Raw genomic sequence first — 22,022 nt, forward strand, 5'->3', positions numbered from 1 at the left:
ACGTTCAGTTTTCATCGTTAGATTGGTAGAAAAAATAGGTTTTATTAGCTGTTGTTTTTGCCTTGTACATTGCGGTGTCAGCATTTTTTATTAATTGTAGTGCATCACAACTATGATCTGGAGCGATTGATACCCCAATACTCAAAGAAACTTCAATACGCTGATTTGCGACTTCAAATGGTCGTTTAAATTGCGCAATTAAATGAGCGATCATCGCTTCAACATAGGATGTTTTGGCTGTGTTATGCATAATAACGATAAATTCATCTCCGCCGTAGCGGTATATATCATCGTCTGCACGGGTCGATGAACTGATCCGCTTTGCCGTTTCTTTTAAGATATCATCACCCACTGCATGACCGTAATGATCGTTTAATTCTTTAAACTTATTTATATCAATAAAAATAACAGCAACTTTACTATCTTCAGTACATAAATTGATAGCATCAATGAGTTGTGACTCTAATTCTGTTCGATTAAGTAGCCCTGTTAAATGATCGTGATTAGCCTGAAAGGTGAGCTTTGCCGTTTTTTTATGAATGATCTTGCTCATTCGGTAAAACCGCTTAAGTAAATGGCCAATTTCATCATGGGCAGTGTAATGTGTGGTATCTGGTTTCTCTCCTCGCTCTAGCTTCTCAGTATTGGTAATTAATAGATTAAGCGGTTTAAACAACTTATTTCTGATATACACAGCACACAAAACAGAAAGCAAAATAAATAGCGGGATCTGGATAGACACAATAAAGGTGATTACTTTTCTGTTATGTCTAAACTCTTTTCGTTCGATATCGAGGCGCTGTCTTTCGTCATCTTGAAAAGTGCTTATTTTTTCACTTATTTGATCCATTATTATTTTTCCCTGATCACTTTGAACGACGGATATTGCTTTTTTGATTGAGGCATCGGTATTTTGTTGCGCAAGCTCTATTGTTAGTGCAAGTTCAGTGAATTTTTGTTCAACAAGTAAGCGAATATCACTTAGTTGCTGTTGTTGTTTTTTATTATTAACAGTGAGGCTATTAAGTTCAGATAGTCTAGATTGGCTTTCTTTTATTCCAGAATAATAGGGAGCAAGGTAACTTGCATCATGGGTGAGTAAATAGCCACGCTGGCCTGTTTCAGCATTAATTACATCATTATACAGTAGCTCCGATTCATCAATAATTAAGTGGGTGCGAGTAACAGCGTAAAGTTTTGAGCGGCCTTCTTGATCGAGATAAAACACGATGGAAGTATTCAGTAATAACACTAAAAACAGTGATGAGAGTAACAGAGTTAGCTTTAGTTTTAGTGACATCAATAAGCCATAATAAGATGAAATGAGCTTAGTTAATGATAAAGTATTGATGATGGTAGGGAATAACGCCAATAAAAGTTTAGCTGAAGGATAAAAAGGCACCTAGGTGATGAACAAAAAGAGATTTAGTGACTTTTAATTATAAAAACTAAGTATTTTTGATTGATTTGATGTGTGTTTTTCTATTTATTGGTATGCTGTTATCAAAATAAATCCAGAATTATTACCTAGGGAGTTAGGTTGAACTTTTTACGTCGATTTCATGATATTGTTTCTGATCAGACTCTTTGTTTTGAAGATAAAGTTCAGCACATCTTACGGTTTGGTTTAGATGTTTTTGCCCTCGATTTTGCTATTGTGAGTGAAGTCCGTGAACAGGTTTATACTGTATTACATGTGGTGTCTCCCAATAATGAAATTGCAGTGGGTACTCAATTTGATTTAGAAAATACATACTGCTTACATACACTTAAGGCTAATAAAGCGTTATCATTTTATCATGCGTCAAAAACACATATCGCAGCGCACCCTTGTTATATTAATTTTCAATTAGAGTCTTATATTGGTGCACCTATTTATGTGGGAAGTCAGGTTGTGGGTACGGTTAATTTTTCTGCTCCCCAGCCATCAGCACCTTTTACAAATGAAGCGCATGACTATGTTGAACTTTTTGCTCAATGGCTGGGTAGTGAATTTGCGCGAAATAATAATGCTCAAAAGCTTATCAAAAAGAATTACATGCTGGCTCAAGTTGAAGATGTTGCCAAAATCGGCTCTTGGGAATTTGATTTAACAACCAATCGTCTTTATTGGAGTAAACAAACACGCATAATTCATGAAGTAGCAGAAGATTATACGCCAAACATAGAGACAGCGATTAATTTTTATAAGCAAGGTGAAAGCCGACGCGCGATTGAAAAAGCCGTGTCAGATGCGATAGAGCATGGAGTTGATTGGCAAAACGAAGTTGAGCTTGTAACAGCGAAAGGTAAAACAATTTGGGTGTCGACCTTTGGTGAGGCTGAGTTTAATAATGGGCAATGTATTCGCCTAATTGGTACATTCCAAGATATCACTAAGGAAGTGCTACTACGCGAAGAGCTAAAACAGCAAAAGGCCGACGCTGAACGCACATTAAAAGACCGCAGTATCCTGCTTGCAAAAATAAGTCATGAATTAAGAACTCCTCTTAATGGTATTACAGGGATGCTGACAACCTTACTCTATGAAAAGTCAGAACAAAAGCGTGAAGAAAAGTTAAAAGTAGCATTGCGCAGTGCTGATATTTTATTGAATATTATTAATGAAGTACTGGATTTCACAAAAATAAATCATGGCGAGTTACAGTTAGAGCCAAGTCACTTCTTACTGAAAACCATTTTTATTGATTTAGTGTCGTTATATACCCCGTTGTTTGAACAAAAACAGCTTCGGTTTGATACAGACATTAATATTGATGATGAATGCTGGACGTTTTGCGACAACACGCGAATAACTCAAATAGTTTCAAATCTATTGAGTAATGCACTTAAGTTTACCGATGACGGTCATATTAGCATTAAAGCAACCACAACCTCAGAGCAAGATACTGTTGTACTTCACTTACAAGTAAGTGATACAGGGGTTGGTATGACAGAAACCTTTATGAAATCACTGTTTTCCCCGTTCACGCAGGAAGTAAATAAAGAGCGTAAAAAAGGGGGCACAGGGCTCGGGCTTGCTATTATAAAAGAGTTGATTGATTACATGGGTGGCACAATTAATGTGTCAAGTGAATATCAAAAAGGGAGCTGTTTTGATATTCGATTACCTTTGCAAAAAGGCACGCCACAAAATCAAAGTAACCATAGTGGCAGTGACGTTGATTTATCGTCATTAGCTTTATCGATACTGGTTGTTGATGATAACCAAATCAACCGTTTCGTGCTTTCGGCCTTTCTAGAAAAAATGGGTTTATCCGCTGATTTTGCCTGTGACGGCGTCGATGCAATTAATAAATGTAAGCAAAAGCACTATAACTTAATTTTTATGGACTGTGTTATGCCATTGCTAGATGGCCTTGAAGCAACCCGCCAATTAAGAAAACTTGCGATATGCCCTACAGATAAAACCTATATTGTAGCCTTAACGGCGAATACCTCTGCTGATGATAAAGCTGCATGTAAACAAGCGGGTATGGACATGTTCATTTCTAAACCCGTTAAAAACATATTCATTGAACAGGCAATACTTGCTGCTAAAGAAAAGTTTGATTTATAAGTAAGTTACAGAATCTTGCTTTTAGGCTTATAAAATTCCACTTTCCTAATTATTTTATCTAACCTATACTGTGTTTATGTACAGTATTTGTGGTTGTGTATGTTTGTTATTCCTATCTATATTGAAGCAGGTATTACGGGTTTTGAGTCGCCTGCGGCAGAGTACAAAGAACTTGGCTTGTCGCTTGATGAGCTGCTTATTAAACATCCCCATGCAACCTTTATAGGTTTAGCATCAGGTCACTCAATGGTAGATGCAAAAATCTTTGATAAAGACTTATTAATCGTTGATAGGAGCGTGGCTATCCAAAATGGCGACATTATTGTTGCCACTTACAACGGCAGCTTTGTGTGCAAGATTATTGATACCAATAAACGGCAATTATTATCAGCCTCAGACTTATATAAGCCCGTATCAATTTATGAAGACGACCAGTTTAAAGTTGAGGGAGTTGTAACTGCTTGCATACGAACATTTAAAAATAACAAAAGCATAAACTCCTTATGTATGCGCTAGTTGATGCTGCCGCTTTTTACGCAAGCGCAGAGAAAGTGTTTGATCCCTCCATCCGCTATAAACCGGTTGTTGTCCTAACGAACAACGATGGCTGTATTTGCGCCGTTTGCCCAATCGCAAGAAAGCTAAATATTCCAAACTTTGCACCTTATTTTAAAGTGAAAAATTTTTTAGCTAAAAATAATGTAGTGGTGCGTTCATCAAACTATGAATTATATGCCGATTTAAGTGAGCGTATGATGACTGTGATAAGCCGGTTTAGCGATACGCACCATGTTTATTCGATAGACGAGTCATTTTTAAAATTTACAGGGTTTAGTAGCCTGATTACTGATTGGCATGCTTATGGTCAGCAAATAAGGCGCACAGTATGGCGAGAAACAAGCTTGCCTGTTGGAGTAGGGTTTGGCACAACGCCAACATTAGCTAAAGCTGCAAATTATGCGGCAAAAAAGCTACCTGGCTTTAAAGGTGTGGCTGTTATCAATGACGAGATTTCACGCAAACAAATACTCAGTCAAATGGATGTAAGGCATGTATGGGGAGTCGGCTCTCGTTTAGCAAAAAAATTTAAACTGATGGGAATAGAAACAGCTCAGCAACTTGCAGATCAAAGCCCCAAAAAAATGCGTAGGTTATTTAGTGTTGTTGTTGAGCGAACGGTGAGTGAATTAAATGGTGTGGCTTGTTTAAATTGGGATGAAGTGAAGCAAGGTAAAAAAGAGGTGTTTTCTACACGTAGTTTTGGTGAGCGAGTTACAGATATCAACACATTAAGAGCCGCATTAAGTGCGCACGCAGCAATTGTTGGTCGAAAATTAAGAAGGCAGGGCTCTATAACAAAGCGTATTGTGGTATTTGCTGCCAGCTCACCACATGATAATGAGTATTATAAAAAGTCTATAATATTTGATTTTCCTGCTGCTACAGCAGATACACTCGAAATCACAAAAGCAGCCTCATTAATATTAGAAAAAATATACAAAGAGAATGTGCATTTTTATCGCTGTGGAGTCGGGGCAATTGAGTTGGAATGCTCGGCAAATAAGCAGCTAGACTTATTTACTGAAAAACAGTCTAAGCAAGTACTTATGGACTGTGTTGACTCAATTAATAGTCGGTACGGAACAGGTGCTTTACAATCAGGCAGTGAGTGTTTAACGCAGAAATGGAATATGCGCCGCGCATTTTTATCACCGCACTACACAACTAGGTGGTCTGATATTCCAATAATTGATTGTGGTTAAAACATTAAAGGAATATCAAATCAGCATTTAGAAAGTTAATGACTCGCGCACAGTTGACTAAAAGTAACTGTTGCTTCACAAGCAAGAGGCGTACTCGACTGCCAATGTTGTATGTCTGATTTGGCTGTGCAACCGATATCTTCGATAAGTAGCCGCTTATCTTGGCAAAGCAATAAAGCGGCATCTTGCTTTTGAATAACAACTTTTAACTGATAATTTTTAAATGGCGTAAGCCTGCTTTTATCGCCTCTAATTGCCGTTAATAGTAATTTTTGTGGGTCAGTATATGGCTCTGAGCTAAACTTTAGTGTTCCATCCACTGCGGCAGAAATATCTTTTAATTGCGATGCAAGATCTGCCATTTCTTCAGGGTTGTAAGTATTTGCTGAACTCGAGCAACCTGCTGATAAAACAATTGCTGTGATGAGAATTATATATCGCATTTTAAATATTCCACGCTGTTAAGTGTCCGTGTTCATCTTTGCCCGTATCCAAATTCCAGTTGCAAAGTTGAGTGCATTCTTCATCATTAAAAATATCGTTAGCGATGATGGATATAAAGTATTTAATATTTTTAACGGCTAAATCAAACACGTCATTATAGTGCATTGGACCATTAGGGGTTGCGAGGTCTTCTATAAAGCTACTGTCAACTTCGTCGTCACGAGGGTAAAGGAGGCCATTGTCAGCGGCAACATGCCTAGCCCAAGGAAACAGTCTGTATCCTTCCTCTGCGTTATTTACTACTAATTGAAAGCCACTATGCCATGCATCAAAGTTAGGTTCTGCTACTTGGGCATATTCAGTGTGTGTACTAGTTAATATGTACTGCCAAATTTTCTTTATATCATCATCAAGACAATTCTCTTGATTGGTGCATGAGCCAATATTTAACTCAACGCGGTCGGCAAGGCCAATTTCGCCTAGATTTAATCGCGACCAAATAAACGAATCTTGATTCATCTCACATTGTCTGTGTTCGGCCTGATTATGCTCGTACGGTCCTACTTTAAGCTCGACCACAGGGTGTATCGTTATATCTGCAGCAACATGCGACATGTAGCCACACAGCCATGCAAAGCATTTTTCTTTCGCCCGTCCCTCAAGGTTTTTACAATACTTTATGGCTTCTTTAATAACATCACCTGTGTTTTGATAATGCATTAAATCAGCCCACTTGTTTTGTGCAGCATTACCTAAGGCAAGATAAGGATAATCAGGAGACACGCAACCAAGCTCAATATACTTTTGATTCGTACTTAAAATTAACTTGGCTTGATTTGGAATGCTCATCCTTGAAAGAGCATTGTTATCAGTTGCTAAATTAGCCGCCGTAATATGTGCGAATGCACCAGGCATGAGTAAATCCTTCTACTTAATTATTATATTTACAACTTATAGGAGTATAATAATTAGTCAAGTTGTGAGGAGGGGTTGTTTTATAATTTGGTGATCTTATAGGTGAAGTGCGGAGTCGTCAGTATTCTTGGTTGTCTACCATTAGCTGAACTTGAGGCGTAACTCGTTCTGCCCAAGATGCGTTAACGTAACTGCTCTAGAGCTCTGCCTCAAACGAAGATTGAAAATTTTCTTTTGATACAGTCTTTATATTCAAAATTTACAACTTTCCCCTATATTCAGAAAAATGAGCAATTTGCACGATTTGCGTACTATTAAATTGTTATGCTGCAATCATAAACTTCTAGCCAAGACTGAAAATAAGATCTAAAATTAGCACTTATTTAAATGCTTAATTGGTGTTGTTATGAGACAGGTTTTAGCTGATTGTTCAGCAAGTATTTCTGAGTTAAAGAAAAATCCAACAGCTTTGTTAAACGAAGCAGATGGCTCTGCTATTGCTATCCTAAACCACAATAAGCCAGCAGCTTATCTAGTACCTGCAGAAACTTATGAGTTTTTAATGGATATGCTCGATGATTATGAGCTTGCTAAACTAGTCGAAAGCCGTCGCGGTGAACTATCTGAAGCGGTGGAAGTAGATATCGATGACTTATAAGCTTAAATTTCTACCTGCTGCCCAGAAAGAGTGGAGCAAGTTAGCTCCACCAATTCAAAGTCAGTTCAAAAAGAAACTTAAAGAACGTCTAGAAAACCCGCACGTTCCTTCGTCTAAACTTCATGGTTATGACTCAGTTTATAAGATCAAATTACGTACAGCAGGTTATCGCTTAGCCTATGAAGTTATTGATGACGAAATCGTGGTGTATGTGTTGGCTATTGGAAAACGAGATAAAGATGCGGTGTATAAAAAGTTAGCATCGAGGTTCTTATAACAGCAGCATAACACAGCGTTTAAGAAAGATTCCCAACGCATGGCATTTTTCATTCCATCGTTGGGTTTTGTGTTTACGGTGGTATGGTTAAGTTCTGTGGCGGCGTTGCTCACTACTTAACGCGGTGTTATATTTTTATCAGAGGTTGATATGGACAATCGATATTTTGTTTTAAAGTGCATTGGAATTGCACTGATGCCTATATACCATTTCTTCGGAATAGTTGCTTTCGCATTAAATCTCAATGTAGAAGAGATTTATAAGCAATCGTTTTTGCTTTTCCTTTGCCTATCTTGGATTTTATTCCTATCAGGTTTACTTAAACGACAAGTAAACTTAGAAGATGCCGCTAGTTACAAACCATATGTCAATAAAGGTATAAACCTTTACGGCATGATTGTTTTGGTATTGTTTACTTTAGTATATATTTTTGGGCGAGTCGTTTAAAAACATAACAAGCCATTGCAGCGAGGGAGTTTAGGAAACTAGCGATGATTTTTGAGCCTAAGGTTGTAAGAGTAAAGACTGATTACGAATCAGACACTACAGTCGACATTGACGAAATTACATTTGACAAAGAATGCTTAAACATCACTGTTAAATCGAATAGTTGGAGTGTAAAAGTTCATTTCGATGTTATTTATGGTTTCAGAGTGCTTGATGAAGGTGATTTAGGCGAGTTTTGGAGTGAATGTAACTTAAAAACTGGTTGGTGTTTTGAAGTAATCGACGGCGGCTGGAATGCTCTGGAAAAAACTAGAGAGCACTTCGTTACGGGTAAGCTATATCAGCCAAAGGAATATCTAATTATTGGTTTAAACGAGTGTGTTTCGGTTTTAGCTTTTGAGCAACCAAATGTAGTAGAAACATCGTCTTCTAACAAACCACTGTAGTCGCCCGCTAGCGGGCTGAAATAAATAAGGATGAAAACCATTGAAAAGAGTATACCTGCTGATATTGATTTTTTCTGCAGTAATCATCTTTGGAGCCTGGAATATAAGTAAATCAAGAACTTTTCAGGTGTTTGGAGAGATAGTCGCAAAGGCCGAAACAAATGAAAAGATTATCGCATTGACATTTGATGATGGTCCTTGGGGGGCGAAATATACCACTCAAGTGTTGAATATCCTTGAAGAGCATGATGTGAAGGGTACGTTCTTCCTCAATGGGTCGGGAATTCAACAAAACATGCAGCCGGCTATAGATCTGGTTAACGCAGGTCATCAGATAGGCAATCATTCGTACAGCCATAAAAGAATGATGTTAATGGGGCTTGATGAAGTGAGGGAAGAAATCGACTCCACCACAGCTTTAATCCGCCAAGTTGGATTTAAGGGTGAGATATACTTTAGGCCTCCATATGGTAAAAAGCTTTTTGTTCTGCCTTATTATTTGAAGTCGGAAGGAGTAAAAACAATCACATGGAATGTTGAGCCTGAAATCTATCCTGAAATTGCAAGAAGTTCTGCGTCTATCGCAGAGTATGTTGTTAAATCCTCTACTCCAGGTTCAATTATTCTTTTACACGTTTTGGGATCTAAAAACAAAGAGTCGCGAGACGCTATAGGGCCAATAATTAAGGGACTGAGAGCAAAGGGCTACAAATTTGTTACGGTCTCACAGTTGTTGAAAAATGCATAACCAACGCAAGCAGCCGACTCGCTTCGCTCCTGACTGTTGCAGGCGTTACCGAATAAATACTTTATTTGTCGAAAAATGCGCTGAAGTGGTCGTCTGCTCCTCGCTCAAACTTATCTGTTGGGCAAAATTCCAACCTCATTGTTAAAAGCATAAGGTTGTATATGAGCTGCCACAATCCATTACATGTCTCTTGCAAATTATTTATCCGAGAAGCTTTTATGAAATTCTATTGTGAGGAAGATAGGAAAGGTGCTATTAGCTATCTTCCTATATATCCCCCAATCAACACCTAATCGAAAAATAAATTTAGTTAAGTATGATGCGATAAATGTGCGATATAAATAAAGGAATGTATATTTAAGGTGCAATAAAGTAAATAGATTTCAATTTAGATAATAGAGTGTAGAAAAATGGTCGGCATAGCAGGATTTGAACCTGCGACCCCTGACACCCCATGACAGTGCGCTACCAAGCTGCGCTATATGCCGACGTTGCGAGCTATAGTACGGCTTTTTTTATAAAAATCAATACACCTTAGGTTTGTTTGCCTGTTTATTGTTCATTATTGCACGTGGTTTATATGAGGGGGCATTGGCTAGAGGTTAATCTAGCCATTGGTTGATCTCTTTATACATTATATCGCGTATAAGAGGTTGAGCTTCAGCGTTAGGGTGCAGGTTGTCATTTTGCATGAGCTCAGGGCGAGCAGCTATTTCAAGCATGAAAAATGGTAACAACTCAGAGTTCGTTTCATCTGCAATAGTTTCAAAGCTGCCAGTAAATAGTTTGGTATAACGTGGCCCATAATTGGGTGGAATATGCACTTCCATAATGGCTGTATTAGCTCCCGCTTGTTGGCTTTTGCTGATTAAATCGCGTAAGTTAGCTTGTAAGCGCTTGACTGGAAAACCACGCAGTCCGTCATTTCCGCCAAGCTCAATAAGTACATGGGTGGGTTCGAACTCGTCGAGTAGGGCATCGAGTCGTCTAAGAGCGCCACCTGTGGTTTCACCACTAATACTGGCGTTTACAAGATACACAGATTGATCTTTTTCATCGTATTTATCTTGTAACAATTTAACCCAGCCTTGCTCTTGTTTAAGGCCATATGCGGCGCTTAAACTGTCACCTAAAATTAAAATTGTGTTGTCAGCTGCTGCCGTAAGTGGTTTGATTACTAACAGTAAAACGAATATAAAACGTAGGATTGGATACATCATATGTCAGCGCTTTCTCAATTAAACATTATTCAAGTTAAAGGACTTTCTAAAACGGTCACCACGGTTGAAGGCGACCTAACCATCCTCAGTGACATCAGCTTTAATGTCAAGTCAGGTAACTCAGTCGCAGTGGTGGGTACTTCAGGTTCGGGTAAGTCAACATTACTAAGCTTACTTGCTGGGCTTGATCAGTCAACGGAGGGGAGTATCCACCTTGATGGCTTAGCGCTACATGAATTAGATGAAGAAGCCCGTGCGGCATTACGGGCAGAAAAAGTGGGCTTTGTATTTCAGTCATTCATGTTAGTACAAAGCTTAACTGCGCTTGAAAATGTTATGTTACCTGCCGAGCTTGCGGGTAGCTCAAATGCAAAAGAGCAAGCGCTTGCGCTACTTGAAAAAGTGGGGCTGAGCCATCGAGTGGGGCATTACCCATCACAATTATCAGGTGGTGAGCAACAACGTGTAGCTATTGCGCGTGCGTTTATCGGAACGCCTAAAATTTTGTTTGCTGATGAGCCATCAGCCAATCTTGATAGTAAAAATGGTAAGTTAATCGAATCACTTTTATTTGAATTAAATAAAGAACATGGAACAACGTTAATTCTGGTCACACACGACGAGCAGTTAGCTGAAAAGTGCCAACAAATTTTACACATTGAAGCGGGAAAATTGGTAACGGTAAAAGAGTCAGAGGGGGTGCAAGCGAATGTGGGCTAAACTAGCACTTAAACTGTTTTCACGTGAATTTAAACGCGGTGAATTAACGGTCATTAGTGCAGCTATTGCCTTGGCCGTACTGACCGTTTTAACGCTTTCTATGGTTACCGACCGCATAGGACAGAGTATTGCACAAAAAAGCAGTGCTTTTATCGCGGCAGATCGCGTCCTTGCCAGTAATCATGAATTACCTGTTGAGTTTTTAGAGAAAGCGCAAGCAGAAAACCTGCGCACCGCGAAAATCACTTATTTTGATACCATGCTGTTTGCCAATGATGAAATGCAATTAGGCTCAGTTAAGGCTGTATCAAACACCTATCCCCTTAAAGGGCAACTCAAAGTAAAAACTAGCTTGTTAGGAGAGGCATTTATTACCGATAAAGTACCAAACCGTGGTGAGGTTTGGCTTAGTGAGTCGGTATTTTATGCATTGAACATACAGGTTGGTGACAAGGTCGAGTTAGGTGCGGCTACTTTTGTGGCAAGTCATGTAGTAGCTGAAGAGCCAGATGCGCCATTTAATGTCTTTTCCAGTAGTCAGCGTATTTTAATTAATCAGCAAGATATTGCCAGCACTCAAGTTATTCAACCTGGGAGTCGTGTTTTTTATCGCCAGCTTTATGCCGGTGATGAAGATAGCATAAACACGTTCTATGATTGGTTAAAACCACAAATGAAAGAAAACCAGCAATGGTATGGGGTTAAAGATAGACAATCGCCTATTGCGAATAGCCTAAACCGTGCTGAGAGCTTTTTATTATTAGCCGGTTTACTAGGGATTATATTAGCGGCGGTGGCTATTGCTGTATCTGCAAAACGCTATTGCGAGCGTCAATATGACCCTGTTGCGATGATGAAAACGTTGGGGGGCAGTCGTACCACAATCCGTAAAATTTACTTGCTACATTTGAGCTTAGTCTGCTTTATGTCTGTGGTTGTTGGGCTGGTTGTTGGTTTTGTGCTGCAAAGTATTGCCAGTGATTATTTAGCACAGTCGATGGGTACAGCACTACCTGCTTCAAGTATGAAACCTTGGTTGATTGCTATTGGTACAGGGGTTATTTGCGCGGTAATGTTCTCAATTAAGCCCTTGCTAGATTTGTTTGATATTCCGCCACTTCGCGTACTACGCCGTAATTTGGGGGATCGTTTGCTTGTCAGCAAGGTTCACTTGGCAATGTCGGCATTAACTGTGTTTTTATTAATGTGGTTATTTAGTAATAATATAAAGATTACAGCTATTTTATTTACCTCGACAACGGTACTGATTGCGCTTTTATTTGGTTTATCCAAACTCATTTTTGGAGGCGGTCGTAAACTAGGACTAAGCCCTGGTAATAGTTGGTCGCTTGCGATTGCTTCAATTCAAAAACGTGCTAATGCTAATGCAGTACAGCTGATAAGTTTTGCCCTTTCTATTAAGTTATTGTTGTTTTTAATTGTGCTTAAAAATGACATGATTTCAGATTGGCAGTCGCAGCTTCCGGTCGATGCGCCAAACTCGTTTTTAGTGAATATAACAGAGCAAGAGCTTGAACCCATTACCTCTTTTTTAGCAGAGCGCGATATGCCCACCTCTGATTTTTACCCGATAGTACGAGGTCGTGTTAATGCAGTGAATGGTGAGCTAGTTGCACGTGAAGTATCACAGCAAGATAACGAGAAAAAAGATGAAGAGGCACGCTCAGGTATCGGCCGTGAATTAAACCTTACTTGGCGAGAAGACTTACCTGCTCAAAATGAGTTAATAGAGGGTCAGTGGTTTACACAAAGCTCAGTCGCAGAGGCCTCGGTTGAGGAGTCTATGCTTGAACGCCTTGATGTAAAACTAGGTGATACATTAACGTTTTTGATTGGTGCGCAATCGTTCGATGCAAAAATTACCAGTGTACGCAAAGTTAACTGGACCACATTAAAACCAAACTTCTTTATTATTTTAAGCCCAGATGTACTTGAGAGCTTTCCGGCAACGTATATTTCGTCGGTGAGTGTTAAAGCACATCAAAAGCGTGAATTTAATGAGCTGATGCGCCAATATCCAACGGTTAATGTGATTGATGTTGAAAGCTTTATTAAGCAGATCCGTTCAACCATAGAGCAGGTATCTCTTGCGATTGGTTTTGTATTGTCTATTGTGGTGGTGTGTGGTGCTTTAGTACTTATATCTCAGGTGCAAGCGAGCTTGGGTGAACGAATGCAAGAAATTGTTATATTAAGAACTCTCGGTGCAAAAGGGCGGCTTATTAAAAATGCCACCTTGTATGAGTTTTTATTACTAGGCTTAACCGCGGGGGGGGTAGCTGCTGTTGTGAGTGATATTGCTTTATTAATAGTACAACAGCAAATGTTTGACCTTGCCGGTAAATTACACCCTCATATTTGGTTAATTGGCCCTGTTGTTGGTGGTGTCTTTGTAGCTAGTTTAGGCTATTTGATGGTTGCGCGAACAATGCGTAAAAATACGCAAGGGTTACTGCGTGCACTAGGGTAATATAAAGCTCAATAATGTTTATAAAATGCCCGTGTATACGGGCTTTTTTATGTTTTGCAATTGGTTACTGGTAATTTATACAGTGCTCTGGCATTATTAAGGCTATTGAATAAAGAAAATAAATGGGTCAGTTAATTGGCAATTATTTTAGGAATTGATCCTGGTTCACGTTTAACAGGTTATGGCGTAATAGCACACCAAGGCGCTAAATTTACTTATTTAGGGAGTGGTTGTATAAAGCTAGCTGAACATGATTTTCCTGTGCGATTAAAAATGATTTATCAAGGGATCAGTCAGTTAGTTGAGCAATTTTCGCCCGATAGCTTTGCTATCGAAAAAGTATTTATGGCTCACAATCCAGATTCAGCTCTTAAATTAGGCCAAGCTCGTGGGGCGGCTATTGTTGGTGCATCTATGGCTGAACTTCCGGTATTTGAATATTCAGCACGACAAATAAAGCAAGCGGTGGTTGGCAATGGTGGTGCCGACAAATCACAAGTACAGCACATGGTTAAAAATATTTTAAAATTACCAGGCACACCACAAGCCGATGCGGCTGATGCATTGGCTATTGCTATTTGCCATGCTCACTCAGAACAAAATTTAATAAAACTTGCGGGCAGTGCGAGCAAGACCGTAAGAGGACGATTAAGGAAGTAATATGATAGGCCGATTGAATGGTTTGCTAGTTGAAAAGCAGCCGCCTGAAATTTTAATTGAAGTAAGCGGCGTAGGTTACGAAGTACAGATGCCGATGACCTGCTTTTATGACCTCCCTGCGGTTGGTGAGCAAGCTATTATATACACTCACTTTGTGGTGCGTGAAGATGCGCAGTTGTTATTTGGTTTCAATAACAAAACAGAGCGTGCGTTATTTCGAGAGCTTCTAAAAGCCAATGGTGTGGGTCCAAAGTTGGGTCTTGCTATTTTGTCGGGTATGTCTGCACAGCAGTTTGTGACATGTGTAAATAACGAAGATGCAACAACGCTTGTTAAACTCCCTGGTGTGGGTAAAAAAACAGCAGAGCGTTTAGTGCTTGAAATGAAAGATAGGCTAAAAGATTGGGGTAATGACTTATTCACGCCATTTAGCGATAATGCCATTATTGAGCCTACAAGTAATGATACGCTTGTAGCCAATAATGCAGCAGATGATGCTGTGTCAGCACTTATTGCCCTTGGTTATAAACTGCCGCAAGCGCAAAAAGCAGTAAAAGCGGTAAATAAACCAGATATGACGACTGAGGTTCTTATAAAAGAAGCTCTAAAATCGATGTTGTGAGTAAACCATGATTGAAGCAGATCGCTTAATAGATGCCAGTGAGCAAAGTAATGAAGACAGTGTTGATCGAGCCATACGACCAAAACTATTAAACGATTACACAGGTCAGCCACATGTTAAGCAACAAATGGAAATTTTCATCGAAGCTGCTCGTCATCGTGGTGAAGCGCTCGATCATTTATTGATTTTTGGCCCGCCAGGTCTAGGTAAAACCACACTTGCAAATATTGTTGCCAATGAATTGAACGTTAATATTAAAACGACTTCTGGTCCTGTGCTTGAAAAAGCAGGTGATTTAGCTGCATTGTTAACGAACCTTGAAGAAGGTGACGTACTCTTTATTGACGAAATACATCGTTTAAGCCCACAAGTCGAAGAAATCCTTTATCCTGCGATGGAAGACTATCAACTCGATATTATGATTGGGGAAGGCCCTGCCGCGCGTTCAATCAAACTCGACTTGCCGCCATTTACTTTAATTGGTGCAACAACACGTGCAGGGTCTTTAACGTCACCACTTCGAGACCGTTTCGGTATTGTGCAGCGTTTAGAGTTTTATTCAGTTGAAGATTTATCAAAAATTGTAGCGCGTTCAGCACACTTTTTAGATTTAACCATGTGCGATGAAGGCGCAGCAGAAATAGCTAAACGTTCACGTGGTACACCACGTATTGCTAATAGGTTGTTACGTCGTGTACGTGATTACACTCAAGTGAAATCTGACGGTAAGGTTAACGCCAATGTGGCAGAACAAGCGCTCGATATGATTGATGTAGATAAAAGCGGGTTTGATTATATGGACCGTAAATACTTGCTTGCTATCATCGAAAAATTTATGGGTGGCCCAGTTGGGCTTGATAATTTAGCAGCGGCCATTGGCGAAGAAAAAGAAACCATAGAAGATGTGATTGAGCCATTTCTAATTCAGCAAGGTTTTATACAACGTACTCCTCGTGGAAGATTGGTGTCCGATATAGCCTACCTTCATTTTGGACTGACTCCAGACAAATAAAAACTCAGCCTCGCATATGCGGGGTTTTTTAATCTTGAAACAAATCTAAAAAGGGGCAGTGAACATTATACCAATCCGCAATAATACTTAATCATTTTGAGGGATTAAACCTGTCGCTACCGGCGTTAAAAATTTCTGATTTAGAACAACTAAATAACGAAATTTTTGCCTTGCTATCAACGAGGTTTTATTGCCTCAAAATAGACTACTTAATTAAGCAAATTGGTATTAGCCCTCTATATTGCTAACGCAAATTATTTTAGATGCAGAATCTAACAAGCATCATACCTTCCTGCTATTTAATTCACATACAGTTAAGCTAATTTTCGGTAATGTCTTTTCGTTTTGTGTAGGCAAAAAAAAGCCCGCATAATGATGCGGGCAAACAACAAGTTGAAGGAAGTAATTCAGGGAACTACAGCCAGCTTAAAAAGGTTTTATCCAAGTTAAGCTAACTAGGCAATACGAAATAATCATATTGCAAAAAACGGAGCTTAATGAAAGAAGCTTTCAAAGGTTGTTAGCTCGGTATGTGGGTATAATACGTAACAGTGAGTTTTTCTTCAAACTAGAAAAATTTTATTTTCAGATAAAAAAAACTAATAGCAGCGTTATTTTCTATTGTTTTCTTTTTGTTCGCTTGTTCATTGTTGATTTTGTAAGTTTATGAATAAAAAGATTTTTATAATTAACGCTCATTTTGTTCAGGATTAGTTTAAGTATTCTGTGCTAGCTTGGTGAATAGTATTTTGGGTGTTTATGCGCATTATGTGAATAAACGCCGTATTTTACCAAGTTTAGCTATATTTTTAAGCACCGTGTAGATGCATTTTAGTTTTAAAAGGGAAGCCCTGCTTTTGGAGTCGTGAACAAAATGGTTAAAAAATAACTAAAGCATTTGCTTTTCACCGTTATTTGTAGCTATTTCACAGCAAGGGCGTTGTCAGTTCATAACTGACTAGATACACTAGATGTAACTTTTGACCATTATGATGGTCAACTAACACAAGTGTAATAAGTATAACAAATTATATAGAAATCTATTTTAGGAGTTTAACGTGGGATCAGGGCTTAATTTTTTAGATCTTATTCTAGAAGCCAGTGTACTTGTCCAATTAGTTATGTTGGCATTAGTCGGTATGTCGGTCATGTCATGGGCAATTATTTTTCAACGTAAAAAAGCGATTTCTGATGCACAAAATGGTGCTAAGCGTTTTGAGCAAAAATTTTGGTCTGGTGTTGACTTAAGTAAACTATATAACGAAGTTTCAGCAAGACCAGGCGGCACAACTGGTGTTGAATCATTATTTGTTGCTGGCTTCAAAGAATTTGCACGTCATAAAAAAACAACATTCCAAAGTGCTGGCATCGTTATGGAAGGTACGCATCGTTCTATGCGTGTCGCTTTATCTCGTGAAATAGAAAAATTAGAATCAAGCCTATCGTTTTTAGCAACGGTGGGTTCTATTAGTCCATACATTGGTCTGTTTGGTACTGTATGGGGTATTATGAATGCATTTATTGCATTAGGCGAAGTTAAGCAAGCTACGTTACAAATGGTTGCACCTGGTATCGCAGAAGCACTGATTGCAACGGCAATGGGTTTATTTGCGGCAATCCCAGCGGTTATCGCTTATAACCGTTTTGCAAATAAAGTTGAAAAGCTTGAGGGTAATTACATTAACTTCATGGAAGAGTTTGCCAATATTTTACACCGCCAAGCAGCTGCGCAAATAGAGGCTAAAGCGAATGTATCAGCGTAAAAAACGTCGCCCAGTAGGTGAGATAAACGTAGTACCTTACATTGACGTGATGTTAGTACTGCTTATTATATTCATGGCAACTGCGCCGCTTATTACTCATGGCGTGAAAGTTGATTTGCCGAAAATGGAAGAGTCTGATCTTGTTGATACAAAAGACACTCCGCCTATCATTGCGTCAATTGACGCTGAAGGTAAGTATTATGTAAGTATCGGCACAGATCCAGAAGCTCCTATGGAAGCGTTGGATGTTGCAGCAGTAATTAAATTACAACTGCAAAAAAATCCTGATACGCCAGTGATGATAAAAGGTTCAGGCCGTGTTTCTTACCAAGAAGTATTGCTGCTTATGGACTTTTTGAAAAACGCCGGTGTGCCGTCGGTGGGTTTAATGACTGAATCGTTTGAGGGTTAGTATGCGTGCATCAGTAATTAAATCACTTCTTTTGCACCTTGCTATTATCGTTTTTTTAGTTGCGTCAGCTAATTTTCACATGCCAGCACCTAAGGTGATGGAAGTGACACTGAACACTGCTTTGCCTGAACCAGAAAAAGCAGTATCGGCGGTGACTGTTGATCAACAAAAGGTTGAACAAAAGATTGCCGAGCTTAAAAAGCAAGAAGAAGCCAAAAAGCAAGCGGAAGCAAAACGACTTCGTGATCTTGAGCGTCGTGCTAATGATGCTCGAAAACAACGAGAGGCTGAAGACCGTCGTCTTAAAAAGCTAGAACAGCAACGCCGTGCGAAAGAAAAGGAAAAAGCAGAGGCCGAAGCACAAGCTAAAAAAGCGCGCGAAATTCAAGAAAAAGAGCGAGCGAAAGCTAAGCAAGCTGAAAAGCAAAAGCAAGAAGCCGAAGCCGCAGCAAAAGCAGCTGCAGACAAGCGTAAAGCTGAAGAAGAAGCGCTGAAAAAAGCGGAAGAAGAGCGTAAGCGTAAAGCAGCAGAAGCAGAAGCTGAGCGCAAACGTAAAGAAGCTGAAGCCGAGCGTAAACGTCAGCAAGCACTGCAAGAGCAAATGCTTCAAGAGCAGTTAGCCGCAGAGCAAGCTGCACGAAATAAAATTCGTCAGCAACAAGTTGTTAGTGAAGTTGATAAATACAAAGCGTTGATTATGGCGCGTATTCAGCAAACTTTACTTATCGATGAAAAGATGAAGAATAAGCAATGTCGCGTTAATATTCGACTTGGTTTTAATGGGCTTGTAACACAAGTTACGTCTCTTGGTGGCGATAAGTTGGTGTGTGAGGCTGCGTTACGTGCTGTACGTATGGCTGATACATTACCAGTTTCACCAGATAAAGATGTGTTTGAGCAACTGAAAAATATTAACTTAACAATTAAGCCTGAATTCTAAAGGAATGATATGTTTAACCAGATAAAAACTGTATGTTTTATTGTATTACTGGGCTTTCATGGCATTGCCAGTGCTGCACTTGAAATAGTGATTACTGAAGGTATTGACGGCGCGCGTCCAATTGCAGTCGTACCATTCAAATATCAAGGTGTAGGTCCTATCCCTGAAAAATTAAGCGCTGTTATTTCTGCGGATTTAATGCGCAGCGGTAAATTTAAACCTATTGATGTATCAACCATGCCACAGTTACCTGGTAAAGATGCTGATGTAGATTATGGCGCATGGGTAAATAAAGGCGTTGAAGCCGTACTGGTTGGTCAAGTAGAGCAGCAACCGGGTGGACGTTACTTAGTAAAGTATGAATTAATTGATGTAATTCGCGGCCAAATTACTGGCGGTCAAACAAAAATGATGGCTAACGGCAAGTTAATGCAAAGCCAAGATCATGTTTTAGATGCGCGTGAGAGTGTTATTTCTGAAAGTGGTTTTCGCCGTTATGCACATCGTATCAGTGATGTCGTTTATGAAGCACTGACAGGCGAAAAAGGTGCGTTTTTAACTAAAATTGCCTATGTTATCGTTCGTGAGGATGATGCAAAACCATATCAATTAGTTGTTGCTGACTACGACGGCTTTAATGAACAAGTATTACTGCGTTCTAAAGAACCATTAATGTCGCCAGCATGGTCACCAGATGGAACTAAGCTTGCTTATGTAACATTTGAAAACCGCCAAAGCCAAATTTATATTCAGGATTTATACTCAGGTAAGCGTGAGTTGATTACAAGCCACCAAGGTATTAACGGTGCACCTCAATTTTCGCCTGATGGTAAAAAGCTATTACTAGTGCTTTCTAAAGACCGCACAGGTGCCACAGAAGTCTATTTACTTGACTTAGCAACTCGCCAAGAAAGACGTTTAACAAACCATCGTAGTATAGATACTGAGCCATCTTGGTTCCCAAATGGACAAGATATTGTCTTTACGTCTGAAAGGGGTGGTAATGCTCAGATTTATAAGTTAAATTTAAAAACAGGCAGGGCTAAACGAATGACGTTTGATGGTGATATGAATTTAGCAGGTTCGATTTCACCTGACGGAAAAGAACTGGTGATGGTAAATCGTACTAATGGACAATACCATCTTGCTAAGAAAGAGCTAGCTACAGGTGCGTTCCAGGTACTAACAAGAACACGTCTGGATGAATCACCGAGTATCGCACCAAACGGCTCGATGATTATTTATAGTACGCTACATAACAATAAGCAGGTTCTGGCTTTAGTCTCTATGGATGGTCGCTTTAAGGCACGTTTACCTGTGCTTGACGGACAAGTGAAGGCACCAGCTTGGTCGCCTTACTTACAGTAATTTTACTGGTTTACTCAATATAGGAATCAATTCAATGCAACTTAATAAAACACTAAAAGGCCTGCTAATTGCTGTGCCAGTGATGACATTAGCAGCGTGTAGCTCTTCTTCTGATCTTGACGAAGGTGCTGCAAACCAATCTAACCAAGGTGCGGTTGAGCAAACAACCAACAATGATACAGTTGAAGTTGCAACGCTTACTCCTGAGCAACAAGCTGAGGAAGCACTTCGTGAGAAGTATGAAGCTTTACGTCAAGAGCAAATCATTTACTTTGGTTTTGATAACGCAAAAATCCAAAGCAAATACGCTGAGCTTTTACAAGCACACGCTGAATTCTTAGTACAAAATCCTTCTGTTAAAGTATTAATCGAAGGTCACGCGGACGAGCGTGGTACACCAGAATATAATATTGCTCTAGGTGAGCACCGTGGCCAAGCAGTTGAAAAATACCTACAAAGCCTAGGTGTATCTGCTAGCCAAATGTCGGTAGTGAGCTACGGTGAAGAGAAGCCTATGGTTAAATCTCGCACTGAAGAAGCGTTCGCTAAGAACCGTCGTGCAGTATTAGTTTACTAAGAAAGAGACATTATGAAGCCGAAAATTATTTTGGCAGCAATGATCTTAAGCGGGAGCACTCAGTTATGGGCTGCTCCCGCTCCTGTTTCAGAAGCTGCAAGCTCGCAATCGAGTATAGAGAAACGTTTATCTGCATTAGAGAATATGATGAAGTCTCGTAATTTATTACAAGCTGAACTTCAACAACAGCTTAATATTTTGCAAGACGAAGTAAGTCAGGTACGTGGTATTACAGAAGAGCAAAGCTATAAGCTCGAGAAAGTTTTACAGCGTCAGCGTGAGTTGTATCAGGAAATTGAAAACCGTGTCAGTCAGGCATACTCTCAACCGGCTGTGACTCAAGCTCCATCTACTGATGTTAATGCTTCTCAAGCAATCAGTTCAGATTTATCTGAAAACGAAGCTTATGAGCGTGCTGTAGCGCTAATAATGAAAGATAAGCGTTATGAACAAGCGATCCCTGAATTTCAAAACTTCTTAACGACATACCCTAATTCAGTCTACGCTTCGAACGCACACTACTGGTTAGGTCAGCTTTTAACTATTCAAAATAACCCAACAGGTGCAACTGAGCACTTTAAAGTGGTTGTCAATGAATACCCAAATTCTAACAAGCGTCCTGATGCAATGTTAAAATTAGGAAATCTGTTAGCAGATCAAGGTTTAGCTGAACAAGCACTAAAAACCTTTAATGATTTAATTAACCAGTACCCAAGTACGACTGCTGCAAAATTAGCCACAGAACGTTTGTCGCAAATGTAGATTTGACCTGATTAGACTGCTTTTTGATATAAGCGGTCTAAAATTAGGCAACTAGACATAAAAACTTAAAAAAAGAGATATTTTCTGTTGCACTCAGCATTTAAATAAGTATTATAAGCGCCCGCAGCAGGCGATTGGTAACAACAGCCAAAGTGCGGCAAAAAGAGCGGGTCATTAGCTCAGTTGGTAGAGCAGTGGACTTTTAATCCATTGGTCGA

At 39.5% G+C, this 22,022-nt stretch carries 22 protein-coding genes and 1 tRNA gene; 18 read left to right on the forward strand and 5 right to left on the reverse strand.

Annotated features, from left to right (window positions below; genetic code table 11):
• Nucleotides 1–4 precede the first annotated feature (4 nt).
• Nucleotides 5–1,300, reverse strand: coding sequence for a diguanylate cyclase domain-containing protein (locus NYF15_RS06980; protein ID WP_371353169.1), 1,296 nt, complete (start codon nt 1,298–1,300; stop codon nt 5–7).
• Between the two features lie 240 nt (nt 1,301–1,540).
• Here NYF15_RS06980 and NYF15_RS06985 point away from each other — a divergent pair, with 240 nt between their 5' ends.
• The 3 genes from NYF15_RS06985 (at nt 1,541) to NYF15_RS06995 (ending at nt 5,322) form a co-directional block, all read left to right on the forward strand.
• Complete coding sequence (locus tag NYF15_RS06985; protein ID WP_371353170.1) at nt 1,541–3,559, forward strand: ATP-binding protein; 2,019 nt, start codon at nt 1,541–1,543, stop codon at nt 3,557–3,559.
• A gap of 99 nt (nt 3,560–3,658) precedes the next feature.
• Nucleotides 3,659–4,075 carry a translesion error-prone DNA polymerase V autoproteolytic subunit gene (locus NYF15_RS06990; protein ID WP_237118370.1) on the forward strand — a complete coding sequence of 139 codons (417 nt, stop codon included), beginning with the start codon at nt 3,659–3,661 and terminating at the stop codon, nt 4,073–4,075.
• Nucleotides 4,063–5,322, forward strand: coding sequence for a Y-family DNA polymerase (locus NYF15_RS06995; RefSeq protein ID WP_371353171.1), 1,260 nt, complete (start codon nt 4,063–4,065; stop codon nt 5,320–5,322). Before NYF15_RS06990 ends, NYF15_RS06995 begins: the two co-directional genes overlap by 13 nt.
• A gap of 35 nt (nt 5,323–5,357) precedes the next feature.
• Here the strand turns inward: NYF15_RS06995 and NYF15_RS07000 are convergent, their stop codons facing one another.
• Nucleotides 5,358–5,765, reverse strand: coding sequence for a hypothetical protein (locus NYF15_RS07000; protein WP_371353172.1), 408 nt, complete (start codon nt 5,763–5,765; stop codon nt 5,358–5,360).
• Between the two features lies 1 nt (nt 5,766).
• Nucleotides 5,767–6,681 carry a zinc dependent phospholipase C family protein gene (locus NYF15_RS07005; RefSeq protein ID WP_371353173.1) on the reverse strand — a complete coding sequence of 305 codons (915 nt, stop codon included), beginning with the start codon at nt 6,679–6,681 and terminating at the stop codon, nt 5,767–5,769.
• A 406-nt stretch (nt 6,682–7,087) separates the two neighbouring features.
• Between NYF15_RS07005 and NYF15_RS07010 the strand changes: the two genes are divergently transcribed.
• The 4 genes from NYF15_RS07010 to NYF15_RS07025 all read left to right on the forward strand — a co-directional run bounded on the left by NYF15_RS07010 (nt 7,088) and on the right by NYF15_RS07025 (nt 9,257).
• Nucleotides 7,088–7,339, forward strand: coding sequence for a type II toxin-antitoxin system Phd/YefM family antitoxin (locus NYF15_RS07010; RefSeq protein ID WP_017038856.1), 252 nt, complete (start codon nt 7,088–7,090; stop codon nt 7,337–7,339).
• Complete coding sequence (locus NYF15_RS07015; protein ID WP_371353174.1) at nt 7,329–7,616, forward strand: type II toxin-antitoxin system RelE/ParE family toxin; 288 nt, start codon at nt 7,329–7,331, stop codon at nt 7,614–7,616. The genes NYF15_RS07010 and NYF15_RS07015 overlap by 11 nt, the downstream gene beginning before the upstream one ends.
• 491 nt (nt 7,617–8,107) lie before the next feature.
• Nucleotides 8,108–8,509, forward strand: a complete 402-nt coding sequence (locus tag NYF15_RS07020; RefSeq protein WP_371353175.1) for a hypothetical protein — start codon at nt 8,108–8,110, stop codon at nt 8,507–8,509.
• A gap of 40 nt (nt 8,510–8,549) precedes the next feature.
• Complete coding sequence (locus NYF15_RS07025; RefSeq protein ID WP_371353176.1) at nt 8,550–9,257, forward strand: polysaccharide deacetylase family protein; 708 nt, start codon at nt 8,550–8,552, stop codon at nt 9,255–9,257.
• Between the two features lie 411 nt (nt 9,258–9,668).
• On the opposite strand, the gene NYF15_RS07030 is transcribed toward NYF15_RS07025, so the two are convergent.
• Together NYF15_RS07030 and NYF15_RS07035 are read right to left on the reverse strand one after the other, a co-directional pair.
• Nucleotides 9,669–9,745 (reverse strand) — tRNA-Pro (locus NYF15_RS07030).
• Nucleotides 9,746–9,859: 114 nt separating this feature from the next.
• Entirely contained in the window at nt 9,860–10,477 is a 618-nt protein-coding gene (locus tag NYF15_RS07035; protein WP_130150110.1) for an arylesterase, read from the reverse strand.
• Between NYF15_RS07035 and NYF15_RS07040 the strand changes: the two genes are divergently transcribed.
• The 11 genes from NYF15_RS07040 to ybgF all read left to right on the forward strand — a co-directional run bounded on the left by NYF15_RS07040 (nt 10,478) and on the right by ybgF (nt 21,804).
• A complete protein-coding gene (locus NYF15_RS07040; RefSeq protein ID WP_371353177.1) occupies nt 10,478–11,197 on the forward strand; it encodes an ABC transporter ATP-binding protein in 720 nt (239 codons plus the stop codon).
• Nucleotides 11,187–13,688, forward strand: coding sequence for an ABC transporter permease (locus NYF15_RS07045; protein WP_371353178.1), 2,502 nt, complete (start codon nt 11,187–11,189; stop codon nt 13,686–13,688). Before NYF15_RS07040 ends, NYF15_RS07045 begins: the two co-directional genes overlap by 11 nt.
• A 135-nt stretch (nt 13,689–13,823) precedes the next feature.
• Nucleotides 13,824–14,348 (forward strand): crossover junction endodeoxyribonuclease RuvC, encoded by a 525-nt coding sequence (gene ruvC / locus NYF15_RS07050; RefSeq protein ID WP_062569308.1) that lies wholly within the window; start codon nt 13,824–13,826, stop codon nt 14,346–14,348.
• 1 nt (nt 14,349) lies between these two features.
• Entirely contained in the window at nt 14,350–14,970 is a 621-nt protein-coding gene (gene ruvA, locus NYF15_RS07055) for a Holliday junction branch migration protein RuvA (RefSeq protein WP_130150107.1), read from the forward strand.
• A gap of 7 nt (nt 14,971–14,977) precedes the next feature.
• Nucleotides 14,978–15,982 carry a Holliday junction branch migration DNA helicase RuvB gene (gene ruvB, locus NYF15_RS07060; protein WP_062569306.1) on the forward strand — a complete coding sequence of 335 codons (1,005 nt, stop codon included), beginning with the start codon at nt 14,978–14,980 and terminating at the stop codon, nt 15,980–15,982.
• A 1,058-nt stretch (nt 15,983–17,040) separates the two neighbouring features.
• Entirely contained in the window at nt 17,041–17,745 is a 705-nt protein-coding gene (gene tolQ / locus NYF15_RS07065; RefSeq protein ID WP_062569305.1) for a protein TolQ, read from the forward strand.
• The gene (gene tolR, locus NYF15_RS07070; RefSeq protein WP_054553013.1) at nt 17,732–18,157 is read left to right on the forward strand and encodes a protein TolR; all 426 of its coding nucleotides are present in this window, start codon (nt 17,732–17,734) and stop codon (nt 18,155–18,157) included. Before tolQ ends, tolR begins: the two co-directional genes overlap by 14 nt.
• A gap of 1 nt (nt 18,158) precedes the next feature.
• Nucleotides 18,159–19,097, forward strand: a complete 939-nt coding sequence (gene tolA, locus NYF15_RS07075; protein ID WP_062569303.1) for a cell envelope integrity protein TolA — start codon at nt 18,159–18,161, stop codon at nt 19,095–19,097.
• A 9-nt stretch (nt 19,098–19,106) separates the two neighbouring features.
• Complete coding sequence (gene tolB, locus NYF15_RS07080) at nt 19,107–20,465, forward strand: Tol-Pal system beta propeller repeat protein TolB (RefSeq protein WP_237118387.1); 1,359 nt, start codon at nt 19,107–19,109, stop codon at nt 20,463–20,465.
• Nucleotides 20,466–20,499: 34 nt separating this feature from the next.
• Nucleotides 20,500–21,042, forward strand: a complete 543-nt coding sequence (gene pal / locus NYF15_RS07085) for a peptidoglycan-associated lipoprotein Pal (RefSeq protein ID WP_062569301.1) — start codon at nt 20,500–20,502, stop codon at nt 21,040–21,042.
• 12 nt (nt 21,043–21,054) lie between these two features.
• Complete coding sequence (ybgF, locus tag NYF15_RS07090) at nt 21,055–21,804, forward strand: tol-pal system protein YbgF (protein ID WP_062569300.1); 750 nt, start codon at nt 21,055–21,057, stop codon at nt 21,802–21,804.
• Nucleotides 21,805–22,022: the final 218 nt, after the last annotated feature.

It is taken from the genome of Pseudoalteromonas sp. 68 DY56-GL68 (assembly GCF_041414825.1).
In the GTDB taxonomy this organism is placed as follows: Bacteria; Pseudomonadota; Gammaproteobacteria; order Enterobacterales; family Alteromonadaceae; genus Pseudoalteromonas.